Origin of the sequence: Desulfococcus multivorans (assembly GCF_001854245.1) — a bacterium.
Taxonomy (GTDB): Bacteria; Desulfobacterota; Desulfobacteria; order Desulfobacterales; family Desulfococcaceae; genus Desulfococcus; species Desulfococcus multivorans.
In genome coordinates this window covers 212553-232768 of record NZ_CP015381.1, presented here as the reverse complement: position 1 = coordinate 232768, position 20216 = coordinate 212553, and the positions used below count along the sequence as shown (strand labels likewise).

23 protein-coding genes are annotated in these 20216 nt (G+C 57.3%); 1 reads left to right on the top strand and 22 read right to left on the bottom strand.

Annotated features, from left to right (window positions below; all coding sequences use genetic code 11):
- Nucleotides 1-164: 164 nt before the first annotated feature.
- The 18 genes from dmul_RS19965 to dmul_RS00910 all read right to left on the bottom strand — a co-directional run bounded on the left by dmul_RS19965 (nucleotide 165) and on the right by dmul_RS00910 (nucleotide 16169).
- Nucleotides 165-359, bottom strand: a complete 195-nt coding sequence (locus dmul_RS19965; RefSeq protein ID WP_257785908.1) for a hypothetical protein — start codon at nucleotides 357-359, stop codon at nucleotides 165-167.
- Nucleotides 360-464: 105 nt separating this feature from the next.
- Nucleotides 465-1799: a DUF2254 domain-containing protein gene (locus dmul_RS00995; protein WP_040416571.1), complete on the bottom strand. Its 1335-nt coding sequence runs from the start codon at nucleotides 1797-1799 to the stop codon at nucleotides 465-467.
- 62 nt (nucleotides 1800-1861) lie between these two features.
- Nucleotides 1862-2770, bottom strand: a complete 909-nt coding sequence (locus tag dmul_RS00990; RefSeq protein WP_020878454.1) for a thiamine pyrophosphate-dependent enzyme — start codon at nucleotides 2768-2770, stop codon at nucleotides 1862-1864.
- Nucleotides 2764-4437 (bottom strand): 2-oxoacid:acceptor oxidoreductase subunit alpha, encoded by a 1674-nt coding sequence (locus dmul_RS00985; RefSeq protein ID WP_020878455.1) that lies wholly within the window; start codon nucleotides 4435-4437, stop codon nucleotides 2764-2766. Before dmul_RS00985 ends, dmul_RS00990 begins: the two co-directional genes overlap by 7 nt.
- A gap of 274 nt (nucleotides 4438-4711) precedes the next feature.
- Nucleotides 4712-5782 carry a type III polyketide synthase gene (locus dmul_RS00980; protein ID WP_020878456.1) on the bottom strand — a complete coding sequence of 357 codons (1071 nt, stop codon included), beginning with the start codon at nucleotides 5780-5782 and terminating at the stop codon, nucleotides 4712-4714.
- The gene (locus dmul_RS00975; protein ID WP_020878457.1) at nucleotides 5779-6501 is read right to left on the bottom strand and encodes a methyltransferase domain-containing protein; all 723 of its coding nucleotides are present in this window, start codon (nucleotides 6499-6501) and stop codon (nucleotides 5779-5781) included. Before dmul_RS00975 ends, dmul_RS00980 begins: the two co-directional genes overlap by 4 nt.
- A complete protein-coding gene (locus dmul_RS00970) occupies nucleotides 6494-7735 on the bottom strand; it encodes a U32 family peptidase (RefSeq protein WP_020878458.1) in 1242 nt (413 codons plus the stop codon). The genes dmul_RS00975 and dmul_RS00970 overlap by 8 nt, the downstream gene beginning before the upstream one ends.
- Nucleotides 7736-7766: 31 nt before the next feature.
- Complete coding sequence (locus dmul_RS00965; RefSeq protein WP_211276020.1) at nucleotides 7767-8153, bottom strand: alpha/beta fold hydrolase; 387 nt, start codon at nucleotides 8151-8153, stop codon at nucleotides 7767-7769.
- A 104-nt stretch (nucleotides 8154-8257) separates the two neighbouring features.
- Complete coding sequence (locus dmul_RS00960) at nucleotides 8258-8614, bottom strand: hypothetical protein (protein ID WP_020875453.1); 357 nt, start codon at nucleotides 8612-8614, stop codon at nucleotides 8258-8260.
- A 26-nt stretch (nucleotides 8615-8640) separates the two neighbouring features.
- The gene (locus dmul_RS00955) at nucleotides 8641-9138 is read right to left on the bottom strand and encodes a hypothetical protein (protein WP_020875452.1); all 498 of its coding nucleotides are present in this window, start codon (nucleotides 9136-9138) and stop codon (nucleotides 8641-8643) included.
- 34 nt (nucleotides 9139-9172) lie between these two features.
- Nucleotides 9173-9529 (bottom strand): phage holin family protein, encoded by a 357-nt coding sequence (locus dmul_RS00950; protein ID WP_020878773.1) that lies wholly within the window; start codon nucleotides 9527-9529, stop codon nucleotides 9173-9175.
- 16 nt (nucleotides 9530-9545) lie between these two features.
- On the bottom strand, nucleotides 9546-9899 hold the full coding sequence (locus tag dmul_RS00945) for a DUF883 C-terminal domain-containing protein (RefSeq protein ID WP_020878772.1): 354 nt from the start codon (nucleotides 9897-9899) through the stop codon (nucleotides 9546-9548).
- Nucleotides 9900-10106: 207 nt separating this feature from the next.
- On the bottom strand, nucleotides 10107-10727 hold the full coding sequence (locus dmul_RS00940) for a superoxide dismutase (RefSeq protein ID WP_020878771.1): 621 nt from the start codon (nucleotides 10725-10727) through the stop codon (nucleotides 10107-10109).
- A 1334-nt stretch (nucleotides 10728-12061) separates the two neighbouring features.
- Nucleotides 12062-12577, bottom strand: coding sequence for a DUF4112 domain-containing protein (locus dmul_RS00930; protein ID WP_020878770.1), 516 nt, complete (start codon nucleotides 12575-12577; stop codon nucleotides 12062-12064).
- A gap of 149 nt (nucleotides 12578-12726) precedes the next feature.
- Nucleotides 12727-13335 carry a YeeE/YedE thiosulfate transporter family protein gene (locus dmul_RS00925; protein ID WP_020878769.1) on the bottom strand — a complete coding sequence of 203 codons (609 nt, stop codon included), beginning with the start codon at nucleotides 13333-13335 and terminating at the stop codon, nucleotides 12727-12729.
- Nucleotides 13336-13352: 17 nt separating this feature from the next.
- The gene (locus dmul_RS00920; protein WP_020878768.1) at nucleotides 13353-13949 is read right to left on the bottom strand and encodes a YeeE/YedE thiosulfate transporter family protein; all 597 of its coding nucleotides are present in this window, start codon (nucleotides 13947-13949) and stop codon (nucleotides 13353-13355) included.
- 36 nt (nucleotides 13950-13985) lie between these two features.
- Complete coding sequence (locus tag dmul_RS00915) at nucleotides 13986-15359, bottom strand: MBL fold metallo-hydrolase (protein WP_020878767.1); 1374 nt, start codon at nucleotides 15357-15359, stop codon at nucleotides 13986-13988.
- A gap of 309 nt (nucleotides 15360-15668) precedes the next feature.
- Nucleotides 15669-16169 (bottom strand): phospholipase D-like domain-containing protein, encoded by a 501-nt coding sequence (locus dmul_RS00910; protein WP_200809355.1) that lies wholly within the window; start codon nucleotides 16167-16169, stop codon nucleotides 15669-15671.
- 316 nt (nucleotides 16170-16485) lie between these two features.
- Here dmul_RS00910 and dmul_RS00905 point away from each other — a divergent pair, with 316 nt between their 5' ends.
- Nucleotides 16486-18138: an IS1634 family transposase gene (locus tag dmul_RS00905; protein ID WP_236885997.1), complete on the top strand. Its 1653-nt coding sequence runs from the start codon at nucleotides 16486-16488 to the stop codon at nucleotides 18136-18138.
- Between the two features lie 37 nt (nucleotides 18139-18175).
- Here dmul_RS00905 and dmul_RS00900 read toward each other — a convergent pair whose 3' ends face one another.
- From dmul_RS00900 to dmul_RS00890, 4 genes are all read right to left on the bottom strand, one after another.
- On the bottom strand, nucleotides 18176-18931 hold the full coding sequence (locus dmul_RS00900) for a phospholipase D-like domain-containing protein (protein ID WP_200809358.1): 756 nt from the start codon (nucleotides 18929-18931) through the stop codon (nucleotides 18176-18178).
- Nucleotides 18932-19029: 98 nt separating this feature from the next.
- Nucleotides 19030-19239, bottom strand: coding sequence for a sulfur oxygenase reductase family protein (locus dmul_RS19555; protein WP_200809359.1), 210 nt, complete (start codon nucleotides 19237-19239; stop codon nucleotides 19030-19032).
- 84 nt (nucleotides 19240-19323) lie between these two features.
- Entirely contained in the window at nucleotides 19324-19680 is a 357-nt protein-coding gene (locus dmul_RS00895; protein WP_020875453.1) for a hypothetical protein, read from the bottom strand.
- Nucleotides 19681-19706: 26 nt separating this feature from the next.
- Nucleotides 19707-20204, bottom strand: a complete 498-nt coding sequence (locus dmul_RS00890) for a hypothetical protein (protein WP_020875452.1) — start codon at nucleotides 20202-20204, stop codon at nucleotides 19707-19709.
- Nucleotides 20205-20216 lie beyond the last annotated feature (12 nt).

Below are 20216 nucleotides of genomic sequence, written 5' to 3'. Positions count from 1 at the left end.
GCTGAGCCATTATTGTCAGGGACCCTGACCGATCTGTTGTACTGCTTGCAGTTGAGCGTTTTTCCAGCCGCGCAATCGAGAATGAAGCCTTCTGACCCCGGCAGGCTGTCCATGCATGGTTTGCAGCCATTCTGACTATGCCTCATACTCCCCCGGTTCACGGCTTAAGAAGGGTCGAACTCCCGACTGTTTTTGACGGATTCCCGCATGAGATTGAAGTGCACGCTGGAATCGGCCCATTCCACACGTTTGATCCATTGGGGCGACAAAAGAACTGTCTTCCCCGGCAGCCAGTCGGCGGTATCCACAACCAGAAAATGAATCCTCCACGTTTCGTCGTCAACCATAAAATCTTCCACATGACCGATTTCGCCGTCAACTGCATGAATATTCTGGTTTGCCGAAGGCGACAGGCGTTTTATGGGCTCAGCCTTTCGAGGCTGGAGATAACGCCGCACAGTTCCTCATCGTTTGTCCGCTTCCATTGCTTCCATTGCTTCCAATACATGCGCAAGCCGGCGCTCAAATCGTGCCAGGTCGTAAGGGGATCCGATGGTGCGTTCGGCCAGATCGGCGATCCATTGCACCTGGTTACGGAGCACCCGTCGCCGGCCTGGTCCGGCTGTCATACCGGCGATGGTTTGAAGGGCGTCTATCATTCGCGACATGATGGCGACGTTACCCGCGGCATTCTGACGGATCTGGTCGAAGGCTTTGGCCAGCAGGCTCTCGAAGCTCGGGCCTCGGGCAATCACGCGCAGTTCTCCCTGGTCCAGGCCGTGGGAGGGCCCAATCCGGCGGGCCGCGAGCCGTACCAGGATGGCCGTCAGATAGTCCACACACATCACCGCGGTCGTGGTGTCGTTGATGCCGGGCGACAGCGCTTTCATGGCGATATCCACGATCTGCCGGATCCCGTACGCAGCATCCGCTTCCACCATGCGCTGACGGCTGACGACATAGGCCGCGTTCAACCCGGCCGTTGTCTCGTCGTCCGGATCGCCCGGGGCAAGCAGCGAAACCAGCGGCGCGCCCTCGACGACAAACTCCCCGATGCCGCGTTCCATCCGCAGGATCGTCCCGCGTTCCCGGGCCGCATCCAGGAGGGCGTCCGCGTCGACACTCTCGATGTAACCGGTATGCCGGGCCGGGACGACAGACCAGGGCTGATTCGCAAGGGACGTTGCGAGGTCGCCGTCCACGTTTTCGTCCTCGTCTTCAGCCAACTCTCCGGGAAACAGGTGATCCACGGCCGAGAGGGTCTCCTGTGCGGCCCTGGCAATGATGTTCGACGCCTGGATGGACATCGAGATGTGGTGAATGAAGTAGATCAGAAAGGCGATCCCGACGAAGGCAAGGATCAAGCCGGCCAGCACCGCCAGCGAAGGGACGAACCCCCCTTCGCCCCCCCCGCGAATCGTTCGAAGCACCACCAGACAGTATGCGAAGATGCCGACGAACACGCCGAGCACCACCTGGTTGACGCGATCACGCATGAAATTGCGAATGACCCGCGACGAATACTCACTGGACGTCAGAGAGATGGCAACGAGGGTGATGGAGAACACCACCCCGGCCACCGTGATCATCGAGCCGGCGACGCTCGTGAGCAGGCCGCGGGCACCGGCAGCGCCGGCGCCGAAGAGCAGCGGCCAACGCTCGACAGCACGCAGATCGACGGTCGCGTCCACAGTAATCAGAACGGTGGCGAGCACCACGGCGCTCAGCACGATCGCTGCCGGTACGAACCAGAAGCTCGACCTGAGTTCCTGCCACCAATGGTTCAGTTTCATTATCATTCCTGGTTGCCTTCCCGCTATGGTTCTGGTTCTTCCGTCTGTTTCATAGAGAATCCTCATATTCACGTCCCGATCCGGGGAGGATGGGAATCGTCTTCAGGCATGTAGCCTTTTCTCAAATCGGACAGAAAGCCCGCCATTTTTTCCGGAGAAACCGGGGTTAACTCCGCAAAGGGCCGATCCGTGATCTCTTTCCGGAAACGGTCGGCGAAGGGTTTGCGCGGCGCGGCGCGGAACAGGATTCCGGTAGGGATCCTTTCTCCCGTTTCCATGGTTTTTTCCAAGGCCGTTTTTCGGTCGGTCGGGTCATAATCGTCACCCAGTATGTATACCCTTTCCCGATACCAGCTCAACGGATGCGTCCCCCAGGTGATGCACGGCTGGATGACCTCTACAACGGACAAGCCGGGATGACTGACGGCTTCCATCAAAAGCGATTTCAAATGATCGCCGTCCCCTGCAAAGCCCCGGGCCACAAGCGTACAGTCATGGACGATGGCGATGGCCGGCATGTTCAGGGGCGCGATTTCCACGCCGCTGATCTGAAGGCTTCGTTTCTCTCCGAGCCTCGTGGTCGGGGAAGCCTGGCCTTTGGTAAGGGCATAAAACCCGTTGTTATGGACCACTACCGTGATATCGGGATTGCGACGCAGCGCATGGAGGAAATGGTTGCCGCCTTCTCCGTAACAGTCTCCTTCCCCGGTGACGACGATGGTTGTCAGGCGTGGATTGGCTACATGGATGCCCAGGGCCGCCGGAAGGGCTCTTCCGTGCAATCCATTAAAAAAATTACATTTGAGATAGTGAGGCAATTTGGCGGCCTGTCCGATGCCGGAGACGAGGCAACATTCGTGGGGCTGTTTTCCCAATGCTGCCAAAGCCGTCTTGAGGGCGTTCAGGATTCCGAAATTCGGGCATCCGGGGCACCACTGGGAAGGGACATCGTTCTTGTAGTCGTCGATTTTCACCATTGCAGCACCTCCTGAATGTAGAGTCCGGTCAACGGCAGGCCGTCATAGCGATGGACCTGGCCTGCGAACGTAATTCCGTATTCGGAGCGCAGCAACGTCGCAAGTTGGCCGGTGGCGTTGTTTTCAACGGTCCAGTAAGCCTTGCCTTCGGGAAACCGGTATGCCGGCAGGGGCCATATTTCCCTGAAATGGATCAAGCCCGTCCGGATTCCATTTTTGTTGAGCCGTTCAAGGGCTTCCAACAGGGCCGGGCGCGAGGAGCCCCAGCCCACCAGAATCCGCTCTGCGCCCTCGACATCGACCTCCTCGGGCGGTTGGATGGCGGCTTTCAGTGCCCGATGCTTCGCGAGGCGTTTTTCCACCATCTCCGGAACGGTTCCAGCAAGGTCTTCGGTGATGTGGCCCCGGGAATCGTGTTCATCGCTGTCCGCCGTCACCAGATGCAGGCTCTGGCCGGGGTACAGACGCGGAGATATACCGGTTTGCGTCACCCGATAGCGATGGTAATCGTCGATGACGGACGGGTCGGCCAGATGGAATTCGGGAGCATATTGCTCCAGACGGATGTCCGCCACGGAAAAGAGAGAATCCAGAAGGAACTGATCGGTAAGAACGATGACCGGTATCTGATAGCGGTCGGCCAGATTGAAGGCGCGTACGGTTTGCCTGAAGATGTCTTTTGCATCGGCGGGCGCCAGCACCGCTTTGGAAAATTCGCCATGTCCGGCATGAACGGCGAACAGGAGATCGCCCTGGGCGGTGCGGGTCGGAAGCCCGGTGGCAGGCCCCGGTCGCTGGCCCAGGACAATCACCAGGGGTGTTTCGATCATCCCGGCCAGACTGACGGCTTCCACCATCAGCGCGAAGCCGCCCCCGGAGGTGGCCGTCATGGCCCGGGCTCCGGCGAAACTGGCGCCGATGGCCATGTTGACGGCCGATATCTCGTCTTCCGCCTGCTCGGTGAACACTTCGAATTCCTTCTCGTTTTCGGCCAGAAAGGTGATGGTATCGGTCGCAGGCGACATGGGATACGCCGCCATGAACCGGCACCCGGCCAGAGCGGCCGCCATGGCGAGGGCTTCTGTTCCCGAGACGAGCAGGTACCGGGTGTCCCGTTCCGGAAGCTGCCAGGGACAGATGCCCTGACAGCCTTCACGGGCGAGGAGATAGCCCTTCTCGGCCGCAACACGATTGGCCGCCACGACGGGATCCCCTTTTTTAGCGAATTTCCGGGCGAGAACCGCATGGAGAATGCCGGGATTCATGCCGATCGCTGCCGCAAGTGCGCCGATGGCCAGGGTGTTGACGTATATCTTGTTGCCCAGTTCCTTCCGGGCGATATCCGAAAATGGAATGGAAATCATCCGGTCCCGAATCTTTTTCTCCGCGATGAGAATGCCGTCCGGTTGAATCAGAGGCCCGTATTTCACGGCCGCGTCGTCATTCAACGCCAGAAGGATATCCGCTCTCATGGCCGGTGCGTTGGCCGGTTTTTCGCTGATCCGGATGCAATAACTGTTCTGGCCTCCCCGGATTCTGGATTCGAATTCCTGCCAGGCGAATACGGCATAGCCATGACCCGCGATGGTTTCCCCAAGCACTTCTCCGACGGTCTGCACGCCTTCACCGGCCGCACCGGCGATGACCACATTCAGATCCTCCATCATGTGATGCCTCCCATGATTAGCGTTTATTCCAGTTTGCATTCAAGTTTTTCCCCCTGTCGGTCGGATTGCGACCAACCGCCTCTCTGGCCAGCGGAGCCTTGACCATGGCCCCGTCTTTGGGCAAGGCCTCCCATTGACACCCGGTCTTAATTCAAACCCGCTTCGGGCTGTGCCGGTTTCAAGACGCAACGCTATCCCCTCTCAGCGACCGAAACTGAAAAGATGGGCATCGCCTTCGCCTTTCTTGATTTCCGGTGGTTCCGGTTTCATGCTGTCAACCGGACGCAAATTCAATGAGCGCCGCAAAAGCGGAGAAGCCGGCACCGAATGCCAGCAGCATCCCTTTTTGGCCGGGCTGCGGCCGACCGCTGTCCAGAATCTCCCGCAAGACAAACAGAACGGAGGGTGACGACATGTTGCCGTAGTTCTTGAAAATGCGGTATGAAAAGCGCAGGACATCGTCGGCAAGTCCCAGTGTTTTGGCGACTTGGGCCAGCACCGCCGTGCCTCCTGGATGAACCGCCCACCAGGCAATGTCATTCCGGGTGAGTCCGTGCCGGTCCAGAAGCCCGGAGGCGACCTCCGTCACAGTGCGCGCGCCGATAACCGGCACCCGCCTGCTCAGATGGTTCCGCAGGCGGCCGCCTGCCGTCCGGTAATGCAGATCTTCGCGGTACCGGGGGAAAAGACCCGCCGCAAAGTCCACCATTTTCGCCAGTCCGTCCTGAGAGTTCTCCCGCGACAGATCGAGAACGACGGCGGCGGCGCCGTCACCGAAAATGGAATTGCTCACCACCAGTTCCGGCTCATGGCCGGGGAAAATGGTGGCTGAACAGATTTCCACGGCAAGGCTGAGAACCGGACCTTCCCCGCTTCGAATCAGCATGCCGGCAGCGGCTTCGAGATTCGGAATCGCCGCACCGCAACCCATCCCCATCAAGTCCAGGAAACGAATCGTTGTCTTGAGCCCCAGATCTTCAGCGATATATGAGCAGAGTCCGGGGCAGAGGTAGCCGGTGCAGGTGTTGAAAACCAATCCGGATATCTCGGCGGGTCCCACGCCGGCCTCCGCCAATGCGCGGCGAGCGGCGGCAACGGCTGTGCTGCGACCAAACTTGAGAAAGCGCGCCAACAAACGGTCGGGATCGGTCTCAAGGACATCCGCCTTCGCATCCATTCCCAGATAACGGCCTTTGATTTTGCCGTCCAGGAGAATGCGGCGATACAGATCCCGTTCGGCCGGTTTCAGGGAGAAATGCGTGAAGAAGTATTCGTACGCATCCTCTTGCGTTGCATAAAATGGCGGGGTGGCGGTGCCCAGCCCTCTGAGGATGATGGTTTTCACGACTTTTCTCCTTGTTTGAATCGGACGATGGCGGCAATCCGAAACCAGTGGGCCGGCTCCACGGAAACCGAGACGTCGTCGAGTTGCCGCAACAAGGTTCTCAGTTCATCGATTTTGAAGCCGCGCCGGATCGAGAGCAGAGCGTCATGCCGGACCCCTTCCGGCGCGTCGGTGGCGGCCAGCAGCAGTCTTGCCGCCAGAGACGCCAGGCGCGAGCGGCGGAGATCGTTGATGAGCATGCTGCTTCGCACGAAACCGCGGAGCCTGTGCAGCAGCATCAGGATCTGAGCATTACTGAAATGATGGAAGCACATGGAGGTCAGGGCATAATCATACGGTTCGACGGGTTGATGGGTAAAGGCATCCTCCTGAAGCAGTTTCACCGGCGGATTTCCCGCCCGGACGAGCTGTCCGCGTGCAATGTCAATTGCGTGGCCGGCCAATTCCAGGCAGGTGAAGTGTATGGGGATGCCGCAGGAGCGCGCCCAGCGGATCACCGCCAGCGGGATGTCGCAGCTTCCCGAGCCGATATCGAGGATGCGCAGGGGGGCGCAGGCATGGCGCTCAGCAGTTTCAGCGGCCAGAAAACGCCGAACCAACCGGATGCCGCCGAAGCTGTAATTGACCAACTCCATGAACCGGTAGCTGGCGGCGGCCAGCGACGGATCGCAGTCCGGCCGGTCCAGAAGCTCCATCGCCGTGGCGCGTGAGTCAAACACCCCAGAGCCCTCCCTTTGCCATGGCATCGTCCATGATCGCATACCTTCTCAACATCTCGGTGCGGTACTCGGGCGAGATCGAAACGGCCTGGCCGGCAATCCGCTCGCAATAGCCGCAAGCCTTACAATCCATGGCGGTGCAGTCACGGCCGCGAAAACCGTCCAGGAAATTCTTCGGAATCTGCTGCGCATCCACCCGGATCGGACATTCCGGCAGCGGCGAGAGCCAGCCTTGCAGGCGCGCCAGGTCAAGCAGCGGTTTCAATCTCAGCGGATTCACCTGCCGAGGCTTGCAGAAATGGCGCAGGGTCCAGTGCGATTCCTTGTGAACCGGATTTTTAAACCCATACGACAGCAGCAGTTCGGCCAGATTGCCATTGAACCGACGCTCGCTGTATGCTTTGACGCGCCGCAGCAGTTCCACAGACGGAATCCCCCGTTCCAGAAGCTTGAAGGACGTGTATCCCATCGCTTCATACACGGCAAGGTCCTCCGGCCGAATCCAGGCCGACTTGATGAATTGCGACGGATCCGTCAGCCGCTGCCGGGAACAGCGCATAAAGCAGTAATCGATGAAGAGTGTGTCTGTCTCGTCAGATGCATGTGCAAAACCGTTCTGATGATAGGTTTGCATCGGACAATTCATCAGGCAGACGTGATTTGCGATCAGTTCCAGATCGCATCGGACGGCCTGGCGGATAGCCGCAAGGCGGGAGAAGTTCCGGTTGATCGAGAAGCTCTCCAGAACGATGGCATCCGCCCCGAGATCCTCCCAGAAGCGGGCGCGCCGGGGCGTGTCCACCTGGGCGTAAATCCCGACCCTTACCTTGAACTCGGGGAAACGGCGTTTGACCAGTTCCAGAAGAAACGGGGTGGATACGGTGACTCGGCGCACGCCCAGGCCGCCCAGTCTGGTCAGCAGGGCGGTCACCCGTTTCTGCCAGGGGCGTGTCCATTCGCGGTTGCCGAAACAGGCGCCGTTTAAAAGGTAATTGAAGGCAATGCCATGATGGTCCAGCAGGCGAATGTAACGCCTCAGATCTGCTTCCGTGAGCGGTGTCGCCATGTATCGGGGACGGCCACTGCTGACACCGTCATAAGGGAACTTGCCGTAAACTTCATCGACCGGGTACGCAGCAAGCGCAGGAACCAGTTCCGGATCGTAGTTCGCCGCCAGTGAGAATCGGGTTGGCCCGGGTGCCGCCCGGACGGCGCTTGTCGGCTCATTTGGCATAGGGTTTATTCTCCGCACCGGCAAAACGGCATCACGGTTTAAGAAATGCAAGCAGATCGGCGTTAAGCGGGTCTTTGTGCGTGTACGCAAGACCGTGGGGCGCACCTGCGTAGATCTTCAGGGTCGCGTTCCTGACGAGCTTCGCTGAGGCCAGGGCCGAGGCGCCGATCGGGACGATCTGGTCGTCGGCGTAGGCGTCCATTTCGTTGCCGTTCCAGGGCTGGCTCGACCGGCCGTGTCCGCGACGGTCATGGGCAATGCATCGATAGCCGTTGGAGGCCAGAAACATCATCTGAGCCTCCCAGCTGTCCGCACAGAGAGGCCACCCGTGGCTGAACACCACGGACTGTCCCGCGCCCCAGTCCTTGTAGTAGATCTGCGTACCGTCTTTCGTCGTAATCGTGCGCATAGATTGCATCCTTACGCTGTGATATCAAATTGTTGTGTATTGTTGCCCCCATCTCTTTCAAACCTGGCGTTTTTTTCCAGTTTCTTGAATGCTTTTTCCGGTAAGAGACCGTGTTAACGCCAAAAGTCCAGAGCGATGTCGGAGAGTGCGTTGACCACGGGTCGGGCAAGCCGGCCGGTGACACCCGAGCGACGAGTGCTTGCACCCAGGAGAAACCCCACCCCTATGCCTATCCCGAATGCGATGAGAATTGACTTGCCCGGATTTTCCTTACCAAAACTTTTGGCCTTCTCATAGGTTTCGCTTACCTTCTCGGTCGTTTTATCATACGCATCACCTACCGCCTGCTCCGCTTGCACGTAAACCTCGCCGCTTCTTTCCAGGATGTTTTGAGCTGCGACATTGACGCTGCCGGGTCCTTCTGCCGTTTGCTGTTTGGGGGTCTCGTCTTTGTTCTTTTCGGTATTCATGGCAACCTCCTGAGGAAGTGTAAACATTACGGGTTGATGTTAACAACGGGCTGTGTATCCATTCCTTGGCTGACGATTGAACCCCGTCCTGTCTGCGGTTGAGGACCGCCGCCGCCTGCCGCTTCCGTCGAGGCTGCATTCCTGATCCAGCCGGCGGCAGCCTTGGTGGCAATACCCAGCAGGGTTACCTTGATCAGGCCGGGGCCTGCGGCTCCGGCAACCAGGCCGCCGAGTGAGTTTTGAACCTCCCCGGCAATGGCACCCATGATCCGCTCCATGGGCGTGGTGCGTCTCTTCAATACCCTTGAGGCAAGATACCCAAGGCCGGCGGCAGCCCCCATCGCCCAGTATGGAGAGCCCTTCACATATTCCCGCCAATCCAGGCTCTCCTTGATCCGCTCGCCGATTTGATCGACTTTCTGGGAAATCTCATCCTTTTCTTTTGCGATGTCCTGACGTATCTCTTCGGAACTGCGTTCGATAAACGCTTCCTTTCCGTTGCCGGGATGCTCTCTTTCAGCCATTCCTTATCCTCCTTTTCGGTGTTTGCATTGGCTTCTATGGGTTACGGATCGACTTCTTCAATTGCCTGTAACCCATGAAGGCAATGACGGCTCCGATTAAAGCAAGCGCCGCTCCAGTGACAAGCGCCGCCATGACGGGGGCCATATAAGCGGAAAGCCCGATAATCAATGCGGTGCAAAGAGACAAGAATCCGGCAAAACCGATAGCCGCTCCTGTCACGGCGGTGAAAAATCCGCTGCGGACAGCCGCCGCCTTTTCGCGAATTCCCTGGATCACGAGCTCGATCTCGTCGTGAACCACAGCAGCCGAGTTGTTGGCAAGCTGTCCCAACAGTTCACTGAGGGAGTCGCGCTGTGTTGTCGTGTCCTTGTTTGCCACGTTGCTGCTCATTGAGAAAAATCCCTCCTTATCTGCGGCGTAACATGGCTCCGATCATCAGGCCGATACCTCCTGCGATCAAGAGGCTGCGACCCGGTTTCTGCCTGACGTATTCCCGGACCCTGGCATCTGCCTGCTCATAGTCGAATTGCCGAACATACTCGGCGGATTGGTCCAGCCAACCGGATATCTGATTTCCGTAAGGAGCCATGCCGGATTGTGCGTCCGGATCCGCCGCTTTTTCGCCGATAGCCTCGGCAGCCTTATGCAGCTTATCGGCAATAACGGTTTTGACATTTCCGAAGCCGGTTGACTTGCCTGAGCCTTGGAACGATGCCGCCGTTTCTTCAGTGTCATCAACTTCCGTATTGTTTTTTTCCATAGGTCACCTCGTAAAAGTTAAAGAGCGATGATCGCCGGCGATGACAAAGCCGTCCAGTCTTTTCTGTTGCCTGAAACCAATGCCCGATTTCGGGTCAGCGCCGGCAATCCGGAGCCTCTGCCGTTTCATGGCAGCGCGCTTTGCCTTTATCCCCCCCTGCGCGGATCCATGTCCGAAGACCGTGACAGATGGTAGCTCGAAGGCTGTTTAACCCTTCAGAAGATCCTCAAGCCTTTCGTTTACCGCAGGCCAGTTCACGATGTTCCAGAACGCTTCTACGAACTTGCCTCTGTCGTTCTTGTAGTCAAGGTAATAGGCGTGTTCCCACACATCCAAAACCATCAAAATCCTGAACATGGGGTAGACGTTCGTGTTGTGCTTTTCGACCTGCATGATGATGGGCCTGTTCGTCTTTCTGCAGAACGTGAGCGCAGCCCAGCCCGAGCCCTCGGCGCTTGCCGCAGCCTGTGAAAACAGTTTTTTGAACCGGTCGAGAGATCCGAATTCCTCGTCGATTGCTTTCGCGATGGCTCCTGGCGGCCTCCCGCCCCCGCCTTTGTCCTGCGGGGCGAGGTTTTCCCAGAAGAGCGAATGGAGCAGGTGCCCCCCGATGTGGAACGAGAGTTCCTTGAACGTCGCCTTTGTATCGAAATCGGCATTGTCAGTCCGGGCCTTGTCCATTTTTTGGAGAATGGTGTTCGCCCCATTCACGTAAGCTGCATGGTGCTTGTCGTGATGCAGTCTCAACAGGTCTTCCGATATGACCGGTGAAAGCGCGTTGTAGTCGTATGCAAGCTTCGGTAGAACATACAATTTGGGTGTGTCCATTTTTTCTTCTCCTTTTTGGGTTGTATGCGGCCGGCAGCACCGGTCCGCCGATTTCCATCTGATCATTTCAGACTCTTTTTGTCTGGATCCTGGATGATCTTTCCGTTGAAGGAACGGCATCCGATTGCCCGGACTCCTTCAGAATTTGAATGATTGCCAAAATCTGAGATCCCAATAGTTGGGGATCAGAAAGGACACCTCTGGTACAACGATCGCGGCGATAAGCGGCGCCGGAGTTTGAAAACCTAACGAACCGTCTCAAAATATTGAGCAACCTGTGCTGCATGCACGGCTTTTCATCTTCAACAGCGGGAATCAGCGAAAAGGAGACTCGAATGGCCAAACTGATCCTTACGGCCACCGAGCGATACGACATACCCGTCGTCCGGGTGGATGCTTCTTGTTCAGTACGCTATAACAATACAATTTATATGCCAGGTTTCCAATACACGGGGGCATGCAACATATAGAATCGATATTATATGAAAATAAATGAACAAAAGCATTTTCGGCGTCGCCCCTGGCATCTGCGCAAAAAGGTCATATTTAATCAGTGGTCATATATGCCTTTTTATTCCGACGATCCGGTATCGTTGGGAGGCGTTGGCATATCCCGACATGATGATGAAACCGAAGTTTCATCGTCATTGTGTGGCCCTGAGAATGCGGGAGGCAGGGCGTCCTGAATTTTGGGAAAAACGATAGGTGACAACCTTTTGGAGATCTTATGAACGTAGAAATCGACAAGAAGCGTAATGTCTTCCATGCGATCGCGAAGCGACGGAATGGTAATCTGAAAAATATGGAGTGAGCGATAACGCCGTCAGAAAGTGGATGAGGGCCTACAGCGAACCCAAAGGGTGAATCGAATTTGACCGCGTCGGTTTATCCCAGCGCAACCTGATGCATTCGTCTCTTTTCCGTCGGTTTCGGTTTTGGAATTCCGGCCTGTTCAAGCATACGCTTGAACTTTTCCCAATTGCAGCTTTTCCTCTGGCTTCGGCGATTCAACCATTTATGGGTGCATTTTATGCTTTGAGTGAAGAAGGACCACACAGCGCACGAGTTGACCCGCACATAAAAATAATTTGAATAAGTTAAGATCTTCCCGGACACTTTACCGAAAGAAAAACGTTTTTAGCACGGTATAGGGGCGGCATAGCCGGGGGGACCATCAAAATCCTCCCGGCTATGCCGCTCTGGGTCCATTCGGGTCCGTCCTGATCGGCTTTATAGTAATGCGCCGGTTTGGTCATCAGTTGCTTCCGGAAAAAATCTCCGGTTGTATGCAGACACACTTTGGACCAGTCCGACCCGATCCAGGCCTTTCCCGGTCAAGCGCCGCCCGCCCCCTGCAGGGCGGCGACCAACCGGAAGAGAAGTGTGAATCCGAGATAAGCGATGGCAGCCACGCCGGCAAGCATCAGGCCGAGGATAATGAATACCGCAGCCTTGAGCCGCGTTTCCGGGCTGCTCCCAGGCGGCGCGGCCGCGAGCTGCTTTTCCATGAGGGCCATGTTCTTCTCGTTGGCCTTCCAGACGATATCGAACAGATCGCCGAGAAAAGGAACTAAACCGATCAGCGACTCCACCAGCACGTTCATGACCATGCGGAGGAGAGTCGCAGTGGAGGCCCCGAGCCGGGCCGACTCAACGATGATATAGCTTGAGGCAATGCTGCCCGCAATGTCGCCGAAACCCGGTATAAGCCCAATGATGCCGTCGAGGCCGATGCGAAAGCCGCCCGGCAGCGGGAAGGCGCTGTCCAGAAGCCTGCTGAGCGATCGGAGCCGCTGCATACGGGAGTGCACCGAAGAGTGCGGCAGTTCCTTTTGCTTGTTGGGATTCATTGCATTCTCCTCTGATGTGAAGCGGTCACCTGTCAGCTACTTGAGATAAAGCTGACAGCTTTTTCGTGGTCAGGTTTCTATGTCTTTCAGGGTATTCAGTGCCTTTTGCATATCGACCCGCTGCTTGAAGATGTTCTTACCATATCTTCTCAGGGCGTCGGATCCACGAAGACGTGAATTGCCGCCAGTACAAGAACCAACACAGTCGCGACGACGGGAACCGACACTCGCGGTTTCAGGTTCAACACACGGTCAAGAGTCAACATGCCCCGATCGCCCCAGCGATTCACCGTGCGAGCAAGCCAGCCCGACGCCTCGGCGAAAACGTAGGACCCGGCCATCAGGCCGAGAAGCACGGCGATGGCATCGAAGTTGCCTTGTCCCAAGGCTGCAGCGCCGGTACCCGGACAGTAGGCTGCCAGACCAAAACCGATGCCGAAGAGAATCCCGCCCAGCGTATTGGCTCCGTAGCGGGTGGGCTTGATGTGGAGCTTGACCAGCCCGGCAGTGTGCAGCGCGTAGATACCGATCATGCCCACGACCACGGCCGACATCATCACCTTCACGACCGTGAAATCCTCAAACAAGAGCATGCCGATCAGGACCTCGTACTTCGCGACGCCGCCTTTTTGCAACAAAAAACCGAAGATCATGCCGAAAAGGAACCCAAGTCCAAGCTGGGCTGCCCGGTTTTCCGGCGGACCGTCCGGCTGGGGATCTTCGTTCCTGGTCGGGTTCTTGGTTTCATCTTGTGCCATGATTTCACCACTTTTTTTCAGGCGTAGAACAGAAGCATCGCGGTGGCAACTCCGCCGACGAAGGAGCCCAGCGGCGCTATCCACGAGCCGACGGAGAGTTGCATCGCGCCGCTGATGCCGTGTCCGCTGGTGCAACCGCCTGCCATCCGCGCACCAAAGGCCATCAGGGCGCCGCCGAGAAAGCCAACAGCCATCCTCAACCAGACACTTTCGCCGAACCGCTCCGCCCACATCGGCGGCAGCCATCGGCCGGTGATTTCGCCACCGCTCCATGCCGCCAGGAACGCACCTGCGATCACACCGATCACCAGCGCCACTTGCCAGTCAATCTTGGAAGCTTTCTTGTCTGCGTAGAAGTGCAAGGAATCGGTATGCCGCGGGGCGATCAGCCGGCCGATCAGTCCGGCAACGTTGGCAAAAGCGGTCGACGCGCCGAGCGGCTTGGCACTGAAGTAAAACGTGAACATGCTGAGCACGCCGATCAACACCCCCACCAGGTACGGCGACCAGGCAGGGCCCGTCGCGCCCGGGTCAACTGCCTCGGTTTGGGCGAGGGCAAGCATCGGCGTCGCGACGATCAGCCCGATCACGTGAAGCACGTTGCGACTTGACATTCTTCAACTCCTTCATGGTTCGGTTAACATGTCACGTCAGTCTCCAATAATCACCTGACACGCCACGTGGGAGCACGCGGACATCGATCCGAGGCAAACCTCGACGCGTTCCATGCCCTGGCGTCTCAGGAACGCCGCCGCGATCGTAGCCCGCTCGCCGGTCTCGCAAAACGTGGTGATCGGTCGGCGTCTCGGGATCTGTTCGAGCTTCGAGGGCAAATCGCCCAAGTAGACTTGAACCGCCGTGCGAAGATGGCCGGACTCGAATTCCTCCTTGCTGCGCGCATCCAGCAGCGTGAAGCCATCGCCATCGTCTATCCGCTGTTCCAGATCCGTGATGTGAATGGCCTCGATCCTGTCGTAGCCCCGTCCGCTCGTCTCCCAGGCATGAAGCCCTCCGGCCAGGAAACCGTCGACCTGGTCGTAGCCAATCCTAGTCAAGCCGCGCACCGCATCCTCGATCTGGCTGTAGTCTTCGACAATCAAGCCGAGCGGCTGGTCGTAAGCGAGAAACATGCCGGCAAAGGCGGGCAGCATGTCCAGCGGAAGGGAAAAGCTCTTCGGCACGTGAGCGCCCGCATAGGCCTCGGTACTGCGAATATCGACCACAAGCATCCCGCCATCCGCAGCCCGGGCGAATTCATCCGAAGATAAAGGTTTAGGAATCGGCAATTGGTCCAGCCGCGGAGCACCCTCCAGGTTATATTTTTCCATCTGCCGGAAGTAAGGAGGCTGGAAGTGTTCTTCATTGACCTTGAAGCGGATGAACTCTTCACGATCCGTCTTCTGCAACACAGGGTTGTGCTTTCGCTCGTAGCCAAGTGTCGAAAAGTTGCGTTCCGCGATGCCGGAACCACACACCGAGCCCGCCCCGTGAGCAGGCCACAGGAGCACATGTTCGCCCAACGGCAAGATCTTCTGAAAAATGCTGTCGTAAAGCATGCCCGAGACTTCTTCAGCACGATCGGGGTAGAAATCGGTCCGGCCCACATCACCGATGAACAGGGCGTCGCCGGTGAATATACCCAGCGGGTCATCGCTGAACGTTAAGTCGCTGTAGACGATCGAGATGCTCTCCATCGTATGGCCGGGTGTGTGGAGGATCGAGAGCTTGACGTTGCCCAGTTGGAACTCATCACCCTCGTTCACCGGGTTGCCGTATTGGAAGTCGAGCTGACTGCCATGGTAGATTTCAGCTCCGGTGCGCCGGGCCAACTCGAGCGAGCCGATGACGTAGTCCTCGTTGCGATGCGTCTCGAAGATGTGGGTGATCTTCGCCCCGCTGCGGTGGGCGATTTCCAGATACTCGTTGACATCACGGCGGGGATCGATGACCGATGCCTGGCCGCCGTCTCCAAAAATGTACGACAAGTGCGCCACTCCGGGCGTGTAAAGCGTTTTCATGAACATTGCCACTGCAGTCTCCTTTGTTTTCGAGTCACCTTCTGTGCGACATTCCTTCCACAAAGTGATCGTCAGCAGACTTCGCCGGTGCTCGGCGGCTCTGCCAACTTCGCCCTGCTTGCTGACGCCCTCAGGCGCACGAGACGGCGTAGCTTCCGTCCGACCCGATAGCCGACCGACGCGCCTTTGCATACCTTGTGCATCAAACCCAGCAAGCGCTTTTCCAGCTCTCGGTCCTCTGGCAGAGCGTCCTGCTTTCGCTCATGGCCGGTTAATGCTGATATGCCGGCTAAACCAAACCTGACGCTTCGTGGGTCATAACTGCGAACCGAAAAGCGTTGCAGCATGCTCCCAGGATTTTTCGGCAAGCGGCCGGTCCTTCCACTCCTGGAATGTAACCTGTCGCGAATGCGCCAAATCTTCCTGAAAAATCCCGATATGACGTCTGGCAAAATCGACATCGTAAAAGTTAACATTAGCCTCGTCATTCAGGCTAAATGAACGGGGATCGAAATTCGTCGAGCCCAACGTTGTCCAGAGCCCGTCTACGATCATCACCTTGCAGTGGTACATGGTCGGCTGATATTCATGTATTTCAACGCCGGCCTCGAGTAAGGCACCCCAGCGCGCGCGGGATGCACGCCTTACCGTCTCACTGTCTGTGTGGTTGCCGACTGTAATGATCTGGACGGTTACGCCGCGCTTTGCGGCATCGGTTAGCGCTTTGATCGCCGGTGCATCGGGAATGAAGTACGGAGTGGAGAGGTAAATAGAGCGGCTGGCGGCAGTGATTGCGAGCAGGTACATCAGCCGCATGCTTTCGCTTCCCCCCGACGGAGAGCTGCTGAACACGTGCGCTTTGACGGCGCCGACCGGCTGCAAAGGAGGGAAATACTCGGGTCCGTGGAGTACTTGGGTTTGATTTTTGTAGGCAGAAAACCACCCCAAATTGGCCCGCCGCCACCACCCGCCCCTAATAATTACAAGCTATTGTGCCTACCCGGCCTTCTCTCAATCTCAAAAACGCGTAGGCACACGAATTATCAATTTTCTATTGACTCAAAGGGAATAAAATGCCATAAACGTAAACATGTATCTGCGGTCTACGAAGCGAAAGAACAAAGACGGCTCCGTGGTCGAATATTTCCAGCTGGCGCATAACGAGCGCCACCCGGATACCCGCAAGCCGGTTGCCAGAATCATCCACAACTTCGGCCGTGCCGACCAGCTCGACCGGCAGGAGCTGATCCGGCTGTGCAGATCCATCGCCCGGGTATGCGGGATAACCGTCGTCGATCCTCTTGATGATGAAGTTCTGAGCGCCACACCGCCGGGCGAAGCGGGCTTCTTCGAAGACCTGAAGATCCGGAAAACCCGAGCCTTTGGTTGCCCGATGGTCATCGAGGCCCTCTGGGAGCGGCTCGGACTGAAAAAGACACTGGAAGGCGTCGTCAACGCCAAAGGCCTGCGGGTTCCCTATGAAAGAGCCCTGATGGCCATGACCGCCAACCGGCTGTGCGATCCCGAGTCCAAGCTTGGCGTATGGGACCGCTGGCTCTCCAGGGTCTATCTCCCTTCCTGCGACGGTCTCCAACTCAAACACATGTACGAGGCGATGGACCTGCTGTACGAACATGCTGACAAGATCGAGGAGGCCATCTTCTTTCATATCGCCGATCTCTTCAATCTGGAGGTCGACCTGATCTTCTATGATACGACCACCGCGTCTTTTCATGTGGACCAGGAGGACGACCCCGACCGGTACGCCAATGCCACCCTGCGCAAGTTCGGCCACTCCAAGGAGGGCACGTGGAGCCCCCAGGTGGTGGTCGCCCTGGCGGTGACCCGCGAGGGCATCCCCGTGCGCAGCTGGGTGCTGCCGGGCAACACCTCCGACGTGGCGACCGTCGAGAAGGTTCGGGCGGACCTGAGGGGCTGGAACCTGGGCCGTGCCATGTTTGTCGCCGACTCGGGCATGAACTCCGAGGACAACCGCAGGGAACTGGCCAGGGCCTGCGGCAAGTACCTCCTGGCCTGCCGCATGTCCAACGTGGCCGAGATCCGCAAAAAAGTCCTGAGCAAGCGCGGCCGCTACACCGTTTTCAAGGACAACCTCCATGCAAAGGAGGTTGTCGTCGGCGACGGCGAGCGCCGCAGGCGCTATATCCTCTGCTACAACCCCAGGGAGGCCGAACGGCAGCGCAAGCACCGGGAGATGACCGTCGCCGTCCTGGAGAAGGAGCTCGAGTCCCACAAGGATGCATCGGCAACCGCCCAATGGGCCATCGAGCTGCTGGCCTCCCGCCGCTTCAAGCGCTACCTGAAGGTCACCAAGACCAACAAGGTCCGCATCGACCGGGGCAAAATACGGGAAGCGGAAACCTATGACGGCAAGTGGGTCCTCGAGACCAACGACGACACCATCAGCCTGGAGGACGCCGCCTGCGGCTATAAAGGCCTGATGGTCATCGAACGCTGTTTCCGCTCCCTGAAGCGGACCCAGATCAGGATGATGCCCATGTACCACTGGGCATCCCGGCGCATCGAGGCCCACGTCAAAATCTGTGTCCTGGCGCTCCTGATCGAGCGTGTCGCCGAGCTGGCATGCGACAGGCCCTGGCACCAGATCCAAGGCGCGCTGGATGAGCTCCAGATCACAGAATTTTTCAATTTAAATTTCCGTGTGCTCATGCGCAACGAGCTGCCCGCCAAAACCATCAACATTCTTAAATTGTTAAAGATCACCCCTCCAAAGCAGGTCATCGAGCTGGAAAAACTGACCTGAAAACAGCCCGATTTCGTAGACACACGCTGAATCTCGTTCATTCGCGCGGATGCCCGTGCGTCAAGCCTTCGCGCGATTTTGTGTTCTTACAAAAATCAAACCCAAGGAGTACATCACCGCTGACTTTGATCCAGTTGTCCATAAAGACCGCTTGCATCTGCGCCACCACGGGACCTTGGACACGATAGTGCGAATCGCGCCAATGCTCAGGATCTTGGGCATGGCCAGTCCATTGATCTGCGATACCAACACCGCCCGTAAAACCGGTCTGTCCGTCGACAACCAACAGCTTACGGTGTGTGCGATTGTTTAATCGGCCTAACTGATACCAGTGCGGTTCACGATATTTCCACACCTGCACACCGGCCTGCTCCATCAATACGAGTTGAGATGCGTCCATCTTGTCACTGCCGACCCAATCGAGCAGGACATGAACCTTGACGCCGACACGAGCACGTTCGGCAAGGGCGTTCGTAAATTCGCTGCCGATCGACCCGGACCAATAGATGAAGGTTTCGAACGTGATGGTTGTTTTGGCGCTGCGGATTGCTTGCAGCATCGCGGGGAAGATCTCGTCACCGTTCAAAAACGCCTCAACTCGATTGCCATCCAGAATGCCCGTGCCAAGCAATGTCCCCATCGTGCGAGAAAATTGCGAATCTCCCGCCCCGTAAAGACGAGGGATCGGGTGTTCAATAACCTTTTCGCGGCCCGATGGGTCGCATCCCGGTGCAAGCAAAACAAGCAGAGATATACACCAATACCACAGACGAATCGATCGGAAAGCAGCCATTTCAGACTCCTTTTTAAACTGCGACAAACGTAACCCGAAGTTCTGCGCGCAGCGAGCGATGCCTCGCCAGATATGCCCTCAGCGCATCTATGCTCCGCTCAGTGTGCTCTGTAAACAGGCTCCCAAGGGCCTTCTACCACCATCCCCAGGCAACTGGTACATAGTTCAAAGATCCGGCTGAATTGTTGTTCATGAAATTCGTCATGATCTTGCCAACGTTTCCACATGATATACTGATAGCTGCGGACAGGGTTCAGTGCATTTTCCATGCGAATGCTGCCTCCCCCGTATCTACCTGCAAGAGCCAAAAAGCCTGTTTGGGATCCTCCATCTCTTTCAGACCTGGCGTTTTTTTCCAGTTTCTTGAATGCTTTTTCCGGTAAGAGACCGTGTTAACGCCAAAAGTCCAGAGCGATGTCGGAGAGTGCGTTGACCACGGGTCGGGCAAGCCGGCCGGTGACACCCGAGCGACGAGTGCTTGCACCCAGGAGAAACCCCACCCCTATGCCTATCCCGAATGCGATGAGAATTGACTTGCCCGGATTTTCCTTACCAAAACTTTTGGCCTTCTCATAGGTTTCGCTTACCTTCTCGGTCGTTTTATCATACGCATCACCTACCGCCTGCTCCGCTTGCACGTAAACCTCGCCGCTTCTTTCCAGGATGTTTTGAGCTGCGACATTGACGCTGCCGGGTCCTTCTGCCGTTTGCTGTTTGGGGGTCTCGTCTTTGTTCTTTTCGGTATTCATGGCAACCTCCTGAGGAAGTGTAAACATTACGGGTTGATGTTAACAACGGGCTGTGTATCCATTCCTTGGCTGACGATTGAACCCCGTCCTGTCTGCGGTTGAGGACCGCCGCCGCCTGCCGCTTCCGTCGAGGCTGCATTCCTGATCCAGCCGGCGGCAGCCTTGGTGGCAATACCCAGCAAGGTTACCTTGATCAGGCCGGGGCCTGCGGCTCCGGCAACCAGGCCGCCGAGTGAGTTTTGAACCTCCCCGGCAATGGCACCCATGATCCGCTCCATGGGCGTGGTGCGTCTCTTCAATACCCTTGAGGCAAGATACCCAAGGCCGGCGGCAGCCCCCATCGCCCAGTATGGAGAGCCCTTCACATATTCCCGCCAATCCAGGCTCTCCTTGATCCGCTCGCCGATTTGATCGACTTTCTGGGAAATCTCATCCTTTTCTTTTGCGATGTCCTGACGTATCTCTTCGGAACTGCGTTCGATAAACGCTTCCTTTCCGTTGCCGGGATGCTCTCTTTCAGCCATTCCTTATCCTCC